8 protein-coding genes, 3 pseudogenes and 1 other annotated feature are annotated in these 8,174 nt (G+C 41.1%); of the genes and pseudogenes, 4 read left to right on the top strand and 7 right to left on the bottom strand.

What is annotated here, in order from left to right; genetic code table 11:
- A pseudogene (locus HHA42_RS12745) lies at positions 1-323 on the top strand (biotin synthase); the annotation flags it as partial.
- A gap of 100 nt (positions 324-423) precedes the next feature.
- Here the strand turns inward: HHA42_RS12745 and HHA42_RS12740 are convergent.
- The 6 genes from HHA42_RS12740 to HHA42_RS12715 form a co-directional block, all read right to left on the bottom strand.
- Positions 424-633, bottom strand: coding sequence for a hypothetical protein (locus HHA42_RS12740; protein ID WP_168461604.1), 210 nt, complete (start codon positions 631-633; stop codon positions 424-426).
- Between the two features lie 522 nt (positions 634-1,155).
- Positions 1,156-1,899 (bottom strand): adenosylcobinamide-GDP ribazoletransferase, encoded by a 744-nt coding sequence (locus tag HHA42_RS12735; RefSeq protein ID WP_168461593.1) that lies wholly within the window; start codon positions 1,897-1,899, stop codon positions 1,156-1,158.
- Positions 1,896-2,504 (bottom strand): histidine phosphatase family protein, encoded by a 609-nt coding sequence (locus HHA42_RS12730; RefSeq protein WP_168526754.1) that lies wholly within the window; start codon positions 2,502-2,504, stop codon positions 1,896-1,898. Before HHA42_RS12730 ends, HHA42_RS12735 begins: the two co-directional genes overlap by 4 nt.
- Complete coding sequence (gene cobT, locus HHA42_RS12725; RefSeq protein WP_168419432.1) at positions 2,492-3,559, bottom strand: nicotinate-nucleotide--dimethylbenzimidazole phosphoribosyltransferase; 1,068 nt, start codon at positions 3,557-3,559, stop codon at positions 2,492-2,494. Before cobT ends, HHA42_RS12730 begins: the two co-directional genes overlap by 13 nt.
- The gene (gene cobU / locus HHA42_RS12720) at positions 3,556-4,077 is read right to left on the bottom strand and encodes a bifunctional adenosylcobinamide kinase/adenosylcobinamide-phosphate guanylyltransferase (protein ID WP_168461596.1); all 522 of its coding nucleotides are present in this window, start codon (positions 4,075-4,077) and stop codon (positions 3,556-3,558) included. Before cobU ends, cobT begins: the two co-directional genes overlap by 4 nt.
- Positions 4,074-4,730: a 2'-5' RNA ligase family protein gene (locus HHA42_RS12715; protein WP_171525300.1), complete on the bottom strand. Its 657-nt coding sequence runs from the start codon at positions 4,728-4,730 to the stop codon at positions 4,074-4,076. Before HHA42_RS12715 ends, cobU begins: the two co-directional genes overlap by 4 nt.
- A 246-nt stretch (positions 4,731-4,976) precedes the next feature.
- Here HHA42_RS12715 and tehB point away from each other — a divergent pair, with 246 nt between their 5' ends.
- Complete coding sequence (gene tehB, locus HHA42_RS12710) at positions 4,977-5,843, top strand: SAM-dependent methyltransferase TehB (RefSeq protein ID WP_168461606.1); 867 nt, start codon at positions 4,977-4,979, stop codon at positions 5,841-5,843.
- A 90-nt stretch (positions 5,844-5,933) separates the two neighbouring features.
- A pseudogene (locus HHA42_RS12705) lies at positions 5,934-6,723 on the top strand (integrase core domain-containing protein).
- Positions 6,209-6,325 (top strand) — a sequence feature (AL1L pseudoknot). (Overlaps the previous pseudogene by 117 nt.)
- Before the next feature lie 40 nt (positions 6,724-6,763).
- On the opposite strand, the pseudogene istA reads toward HHA42_RS12705, so the two are convergent.
- A pseudogene (gene istA / locus HHA42_RS12700) lies at positions 6,764-7,441 on the bottom strand (IS21-like element ISAba8 family transposase); the annotation flags it as partial.
- A 129-nt stretch (positions 7,442-7,570) separates the two neighbouring features.
- On the opposite strand from istA, the gene HHA42_RS12695 reads away from it, so the two are divergent.
- Positions 7,571-8,095, top strand: a complete 525-nt coding sequence (locus tag HHA42_RS12695; RefSeq protein WP_168526752.1) for a hypothetical protein — start codon at positions 7,571-7,573, stop codon at positions 8,093-8,095.
- The last annotated feature ends 79 nt before the right edge of the window (positions 8,096-8,174 follow it).

Genomic DNA, 8,174 nt, shown 5'->3' with positions numbered 1-8,174 from the left:
TAGTGCCGATTGAAGGTACACCGTTGGCTGAAGTAGAAAAACTAGATGTGATTGAGTGGATTCGTACCATTGCGGTTGCGCGTATTATTATGCCAAACAGTTACATTCGTTTATCTGCAGGGCGTGAATCATTGTCTGATTCAGATCAGGCTTTGGCCTTTATGGCAGGTGCGAACTCGTTGTTCTCGGGTGAAAAGTTACTCACTACACCAAATGCAGGCGAAGGCAAAGACAAACAGCTGTTCCAAAAGCTAGGTTTAGTTCCTGAACGTGCCAAACCAACCGTTGCAGAATTATCTGTAGATGCAATGGCAATTGCTTAAACTTTTAGCTTAAACCCAAAAAAACAAAGTCCCGAAATGGGACTTTGTTTTTTTGTGTCATCTTCTCTTAAGCAGCAAGATAAGTTTGTCCAGCAGCACCTTAAGAAGTGATTAAAATACCGTAGCTGGCATTCAAATACTGCCCTACTTTAATTATATCGGCACCATTGGCATGTTCTACTGTCAGTTGTTGCTGAATCGCATCATAATAAAAACGATCATAACAGTCTTGATGATGTAGTAACCACGTCAAAGTATCTGTCAAATTTTCATCTACAATATAGGTCTTTTCTTTAAAGTTTTTAGGCATCGCCATCCATCACATCTTTTAACAGGCAAGATAGCGCTATCTTAAAAGCAACTCAACCAAGCTTAAAGCCTGAACATGCAAGAAAATAGAATCTAAATACAAATGTGTCAAAATTTAGACAATAAAAAAGTGAGTTATAAAACTCACTTTTGTTGATGATGACTTATTGTGTCTTACTGTCCCCACATTTACGACACTCTAAATGCGCCCCGATTTCTTCCATTTCATCATATTCATAGATGTGTAAACAGAAAATTTGCTTTAACAGTTTGATCATATATGACATTCCTTTTGATTTTTATACATCATGTTTGTGATCTCATCCTGAGATACAAATGCCATCAAGGCTGACTGACATAAACTACTATTATCATAGTTTTTAAAAATATCAAATCCAATTTAGGAACTTTCCGATAAGCGTACATCTACATTTTTGCAAAAACAAGTCAATTATTATTTAAATCAAACAAATTCATATGCTTGTGAAGTGAGAAACAAGTATCCCAAAGCACTTAAAAAATTTCAGTGAATTAAAAACCATGAAATCGCAATAGCCAATAAAACCATCGTTTCAGATATTTCTATGCTCGCACCCACCATATCGCCCGTTATACCTTGCAATCGCAGCATAAATTTATGTCGTAGATATACCGTACAAAGGATGAAAGTCAGCACAGCGATCAAGCCAAGCCATCCCCACAGCGCAGCACTAGCAAAAGTCAACGCAATCACAATTTTTGCGCCTGTTTTGGGCAAATAAGCTTGTATAGAAGTACCCAAACCTTGAGCACGCAAATACGGTGTGCTTAAAAATAAAAGTAGTGCACTCAAACGCGCTAAAACAGGTACCAGCAGTAAAGCTGCTAAATATTGTTGCTCGAGTAGAACATAAAGTGTTGACCATTTTAGCAAGCAGCACATCAGTAGACTCAGCACACCAATTGGCCCGCTGCTTGGGTCTTTCATAATCTTTAATGTTCGTTCGGGGTCTCCAAAACCACCCACCCATGCATCTGCGGTATCTGCTAGTCCATCTAAATGCAAACCACCAGTGAGCCAAATCCAGAGAACTAAAATCAGGCTGCTACTAAGCACCAAAGGCAGAAATTGCAGCAAACTGGCAACACCCCAAAGCACAGCTCCGATTAGCAAACCCACCACAGGATAAAACAACAACGACTGCGCATTTTGTTGTGGACTCGGCAGTTGTTTTAAAGACACAGGCAAAGTGGTGAGAAATTGCAAGGCAATCCAAAACGCTGTCATTGTTGCTCCTGCATCGTCACGCTTCCATCCAAATGCAATTGAAATGAACTCAGTTGCCCTAAATCTGCCGACATTTTCAAAATATCATCTAAGGGTTGTTGCTGCGCCATCACCTTTAACAGCTTAATGACCCCACCGTGTGTGACCAGTAAAATTCGTTTTGGCTGATTCGTGTTTTTGACTTGTAAATACTGAATAAAGTCCTTCAAACCTTGTACAACCCGTTGTTGAAAATCGAACAAGGCTTCTGCCTGTGGCGGGGTAAATTGCGTAGGGGTCGTCCAAAATTTTGCTAAATCTTCAGGATATTCTACATATAAAGTCTGGGTTGAAGCCGCTTCCCAAGTACCAAAATGCATTTCCTGAAACTGGGCATCAATATAAAGTGGCAATTGCTGTTCGCCAGAAAAATCCTGAGCAAAATTCAAACAACGCTGCAAAGGAGAACTCAGAATCATATCCCATTGCAGACCATGATCCAGCGCAGTATTCACGGTTTGCTGCATTGTTTTCCAGCCTTTGGACGTTAAAGCATCATCGGTTGAGCCACGCAAAGTATGGCTCAATGCTGTTTCTCCATGCCTTAATACATCTAGCCTGAGCATGAAGTTACTTTCTCGCCAATGACTGCTGCTTCTGCAAAAGTTGCCATTTGATTATGCAAGGCACAGGCCAGCTGGATGATGCCCAAAGCAGCACCTGCACCACTGCCCTCACCCAAACGTAAATTTAGATTTAATAATGCCTGCGCATTTAACTCTTCCAATAAACGGCGGTGGCCATATTCTGCCGACTGATGTCCAAACAACATCCATTCACGCACCTGCGGGTTTAGACGGACAGCAACCAATGCCGCAGCACTACTGATAAAACCATCCACCACTATAGGCATACCTAGCTGTGCACAGCGGATATATGCGCCCACCATAGCCGCAACTTCTAAACCACCAACAGCACAAAGGGCTTTAAAGGCATCTTGTTTTACATAGTCTTGATGTAGCGCCAAAGCTGCATCAATCACCTGCTTTTTATGTTGTAATTGTGCAGTGTCAATACCTGTTCCCACACCTGTGAGTGCTTCTGCAGGTGCTTGCAATAAAAAGCAAGATAAGGCCGATGCAGAGCAAGTATTCCCAATCCCCATTTCACCTGCAACATAGATTGAGGCCTGTTGCGCAACAGCATCTTCAACACTTTTACGCCCTAAAGCCATAGCCTGCATACACTCTTGCTCGGTCATGGCAAGCGTTTTAGCAAAATTTGCTGTACCAGCACGAATACAATGTCGCTCTACGCCCGCATAGTCATACGCATCGCCCACTGAACCACAGTCAATCACTTGTAGTTGTGCCTGATACTGTTTAGCAATGACGCTGATACATGCGCCACCCGTCGCAAAATTTTGCAGCATTTGTCGTGTCACCGCTTGCGGATAGGCCGAAATATTTTCTTCCATGACGCCATGATCACCTGCAAAAATGCAAATCCACGGACGTTCAATATTCGGTTGCGCTGTGCCTTGTAAAGATGCCAGTTGAATTGCGACATTTTCAAGTTCAGCTAACGACCCTGTAGGTTTTGTCAGTTGAAGCTGTCTTTGGATTGCCTGCTGTTTCATCTGCACATTGGGTGTTTGACATTCAGCTAACCACCAAGTCATGAATTCTCTCCTTTTAAAAGCATTGGAAAACCAGCAACACAAAACTGGACTTTGTTTGCAATTTGCCCTAACTGTTGATGTAGCCGCCCTGATTCATCTACAAATTTTCGGGTGATTTCCCCTAGTGGCACAACACCTAAACCTGTTTCATTGCTCACCAAAATAATATCGGCCTGCAAATGAGGTAAAACTTCAAGTAATGCTACAATTTGTTGTTCAGCAAAGTTTTCTACCGTTTGCATCAGTAAATTACTCATCCACAAAGTCAGACAATCTACCAAAATCACATGATCTGGATGATCCAGCATTTTTAACTGTTGCGCCAAATATAAAGGTTCTTCACGCAATTGCCATGACTGCGGACGCTGTTGCTGATGATGCTGAATCCGTGCCTGCATTTCGGCATCGCCTGCTTGTGCGGTTGCCACATAAATAACCGTTTTGCCAAATTGCTGTGCACTTTGTTCGGCTAGGCGACTTTTCCCAGAACGTGCACCGCCCAAAATAAGTTGAATCATGATGCTCCCAAAGGAAATTGATAGCTTGTAAAAAGTGGCCCTTGTAATGTTTTCGCCTGATAATATCCAAAACTTAAATGCTGAATATTCAAATCGAAATGTTGCACTATAGTGTTTTGAATACGCTCTAAAATATAATTAGTTGAATGTTCAGCTTGATACAGCCCCAAAGTAATATGCGGATGATACTGCAAAGCAGCAATTTCCGCTCCTGCTGTGCTTAAAGCCTGACGAATACGGCATAATTGCTGAGCATGATCTTGCACATCTACAAACAACGCGCTGTTAAAGCTATTGATTCCGCCAATCTGCAATTGAAAAGGTTGCAATTGCAAATGTTGTAGCGCCTGTAATTGTCGCTGAAACTGTTGTTCAACAAAGTCATCATCCCAGTGTTTTTTTACGGCGGAAAAACCACAAATGTATAAAGTGATATGAAACTGGCGGGTATTAGGAGTCAATAATAAATCAGAAAATTGCTGTTTTAATTGTTCTAAATATTGAACTAAAGCAGGATGCTCAATGCTTAAGTACCACAACGCATAATGCTCACGCCCACGATGCCATTCAGGATAATCATGCTGCTGTGTGGGAATAACAAACTGATTGGCTTGAATAAACACTGGATAATTCAATAAATTAAGGCGACTCATGGTAAAACATTCATAGCGCAATGAACATGAAAATAATGCAGCTTCAGCTGAATATTTTTCAGGATCATTTCTGGGTACTGCTTATTTCACCTCAAAACACATTTTTTAAGCTTGCAAATTCTCAGTGAATAGATGGTTGAAAACGACATGAAATGCTATGCTGAAATTAAGATCAAGTAGACTGATCTACGTAATAAAAAATCTACACAAGTGTCTAAATCATGATGAACAACGCTGGAGTTTATGATGCAACAAGAATTGATATGTTATAAGCAACTTCCAATTTGGAATCATGATTCAATTCCGCAAGGTTTTAAGAAACAACACAACACGCAAGTAGGCACTTGGGCAAAACTTACCATTTTAAAAGGTGAAATGCTTTTCTCGATGCTGCATGAATCAGGCGAAGTGCAATCTGAGCATGTTTTTTCTGTGCAAAACCAACCGCCTTTTATTGAGCCGCAAGCTTGGCATAAAATCGTATCTGCCAGTGAAGACATTGAATGTCAGCTCAGTTTTTATTGTTTAGCTCAAGATTATTTTGTCAAAAAATACAAATTAAGCCCAACCCATTCTGAAATTATAGCCGCACTGCCGCAGTTACCCGTTGGCAAAGCTTTAGATGTTGGTTGTGGTACAGGCCGCAATGCGCTGTATTTGAGTCAGCATGGTTTTCAGGTCGATGCTTGGGATGGTAACCCGACCAGTATTCAAAAATTGAATGAAATTATTGAAGCAGAGCAAATCACTACCATTCAAACTGCGGTGCGTGACTTGAATCAGGATTCATCTATTTCAGGGCAATATCACTTTATTAATTGTACTGTGGTGATGATGTTCTTGGCACCTGAAACTACTCCAAAACTCATTCAAAATATGCAAAAAGCCACTCTTTCACAGGGTTACAACTTAATTGTTTGTGCAATGGATACTGAAGACTACCCTGTACAACAAGACTTCCCTTCTAGCTTTAAAGCGGGTGAATTAAGTGCGTGTTATGCTGATTGGGATATTGTGAAATACAATGAAAATGTAGGTGAGTTACACCGTACAGATGCTGCAGGTGATCGAATTAAGCAGCGTTTTGCGACCTTGTTAGCAAGGAAAAAGTAATAGTGATAAGATGCTGAAAGCAAGTACTTTATAACGTTAGTGAACCGTACCGGGTTTGTCGGAGACTCAATATTCTGAGAGACTATTCCGATGAAAAAACCAAACTATACCCCCGAAATTAGAGAAAGAGCGGTTCAATTACTAATTGAATCTGAAAAAGATTATCCTTCTACTTGGGCAGCAATCACAGCTATTGCGCCTAAAATCGGTTGTACTCCTGAAACATTGCGTGTTTGGTATTTAAAGCATATGGATCAACTAAATCCTGCCAAAGTACAACAGATATCTGACCAAGAAAAAATGAAGCAAATGGAACGTGAAATTAAAGAATTAAAGCGTGCCAATGAAATTCTACGCAAAGCAGCCGCTTTTTTCGCCCAGGCGGAGCTCGACCGCCCACACAAATAATGGTGGTTTTTATCCATAATAATAAAGAGCTGTACGGAGTCGAGGCGATTTGTAGAATTTTACCGATCGCCCCTTCAACCTATTATCGGACTCTAGATCTCTGTGATGAGAAGCATTGCACGATCGAGGCATGCCAAAGAATGTGATTCATCATTCCGATAGAAGTGTTCAATATCTTTCTATTCGCTATACCAATCGTTTTGAAGCAGCAAATTTACGAGCATCAGTCGGTACAACGGGTGATTCATACGATAATGCTTTGGCTGAAACGGTGAATGGCTTATACAAAACAGAGGTGATTGAATATCTATAAGCAGATTGGCAAGGTTTAGCACATGTACAACTTGCGACACTAAATTGGGTAGATTGGTTCAATAAAGAGCGTGTACATAGTGCACTAGGTTATGTATCGCCTTTTGAGTTTGAAGCAATGTACTATGATAAGGTTAACACGTTAGGTCAGGTGGCCTAACTTAAATAAAAAAGTCTCCGACAAACCCGGTACGGTTCAGTGCACGGTAGGGCTTACATACGCGAGGACGAAAGCTGTATTTCTTGGCGCAGTCGAGCAGTTTGGGATTCCATTTATGCTGCCCCTCCTGATAGGCATCCCGTTCAATCATGATCGTTTTAGCGTTATCAAACAGGATTTCTTGAGGTACTCCTGCAAAGAACTGAAATGCATTTTCTAGACCATCGATCCATGCATCGGTACGTTCATGATCATAAAATTTCACGAAAGTCGCTCTGGAATACCCTAATGTTGCGACAAAGGCTTTTAAAGTCGTGTTGTTGCGTCGAATTGTCGTGAAATCTACCTGCATTTGTTGGCCAGGTTGGGTTTGAAAACGAATGATCGGTTCCGGTTGAGCAACTGGTTTTAATGTTGCAAGATATTCCCTCAAGATCCTGATCTTTCCTGGATATCCCAACCCTAAAATTTCCTGGTAGAGCACAACAGCAGGAATCCATTCAGGATGAGCTGCGTTTACACGTTGGAGTAAATAGGCTTTATATGGGTCAAGGATACTTATTCTAGGCTGTATACGCTGATACTGAGGTGTGGTGTTTTGCCGTAAATATTTACGTACGGTATTTCTGGACACCCCCAGTTCACGAGTAATAGCTTTAATAGATTTACCTTGCTGATGAAGTATTTGGATTGTCACTGCTTGCTCCAAAGTTAACATGTTGAGCAGTCCAAAATGACCGCTATATTAACCAAGGGGGGGCAGTTTTTAAATGCCATTAGGGGGTCATTTTTACACTGCCGCTAACAATTATTTACAGCAGCACGACCTGTAAAGGATTTTCCAGGAGTGTTAAAAGACTTTGATTTAGAGCAAGGCTGGCTGTGGGTGTCAGATAAGGAGATTCATGGGAGACAGGATGATGGACGCATACTGCCTTTATGTGACTTTCTTAGAAATGAACTGAAATGCTATCTGAAATATTTAAGAAAGAATACTGCGAGTATTGCTGTACATATAGAGAACGGTTCACAGTATATCGATGATATATTTGAGAGTAAGAAGCCATTACTGGGGGTATTTCTTGATCACCACTGGCAGCCATTGAGTCCTGCCATTGTGGCTCAATTTACTGAAGGCATGCAGCTTGATCATGCCAACTGGCTCAGACATACCACACGTGCATTTCTCACTGACAAAGCTGAGGAATCTTTAATTCTTGCGCTGTTTGGACATGAAAAGAATCAGCAGGAAATAGGTAATCGTTATTCTAGCCTTCTTATAAATGCTTATCGAACACTAGCTAATACACTCAATGAAATGAAGGATTTTTTTCAGATTGACGGAATGTGTGAAGACATTGGAGATCTTTAGATGTAAGCATCCGGCTAACACAGCCTTACCAAGCGATCCTATAAGCCTTAATTTAGTTCCCACCTAAAAACAAGTGGGG

The organism is Acinetobacter sp. A3 (genome assembly GCF_012371415.1).
In the GTDB taxonomy this organism is placed as follows: Bacteria; Pseudomonadota; Gammaproteobacteria; order Pseudomonadales; family Moraxellaceae; genus Acinetobacter.
The sequence above is the reverse complement of the archived record's forward strand: the minus strand, read 5'-3'. Positions and strand labels throughout refer to the sequence as shown.

What these genes read in the sequence shown, in the direction of transcription:
- HHA42_RS12740 (WP_168461604.1), bottom strand. Translation starts at nt 633, where the DNA reads ATGCCTAAAAACTTTAAAGAAAAGACCTATATTGTAGATGAAAATTTG.
- HHA42_RS12735 (WP_168461593.1), bottom strand. Translation starts at nt 1,899, where the DNA reads ATGACAGCGTTTTGGATTGCCTTGCAATTTCTCACCACTTTGCCTGTG.
- HHA42_RS12730 (WP_168526754.1), bottom strand. Translation starts at nt 2,504, where the DNA reads ATGCTCAGGCTAGATGTATTAAGGCATGGAGAAACAGCATTGAGCCAT.
- cobT (WP_168419432.1), bottom strand. Translation starts at nt 3,559, where the DNA reads ATGACTTGGTGGTTAGCTGAATGTCAAACACCCAATGTGCAGATGAAA.
- cobU (WP_168461596.1), bottom strand. Translation starts at nt 4,077, where the DNA reads ATGATTCAACTTATTTTGGGCGGTGCACGTTCTGGGAAAAGTCGCCTA.
- HHA42_RS12715 (WP_171525300.1), bottom strand. Translation starts at nt 4,730, where the DNA reads ATGAGTCGCCTTAATTTATTGAATTATCCAGTGTTTATTCAAGCCAAT.
- tehB (WP_168461606.1), top strand. Translation starts at nt 4,977, where the DNA reads ATGCAACAAGAATTGATATGTTATAAGCAACTTCCAATTTGGAATCAT.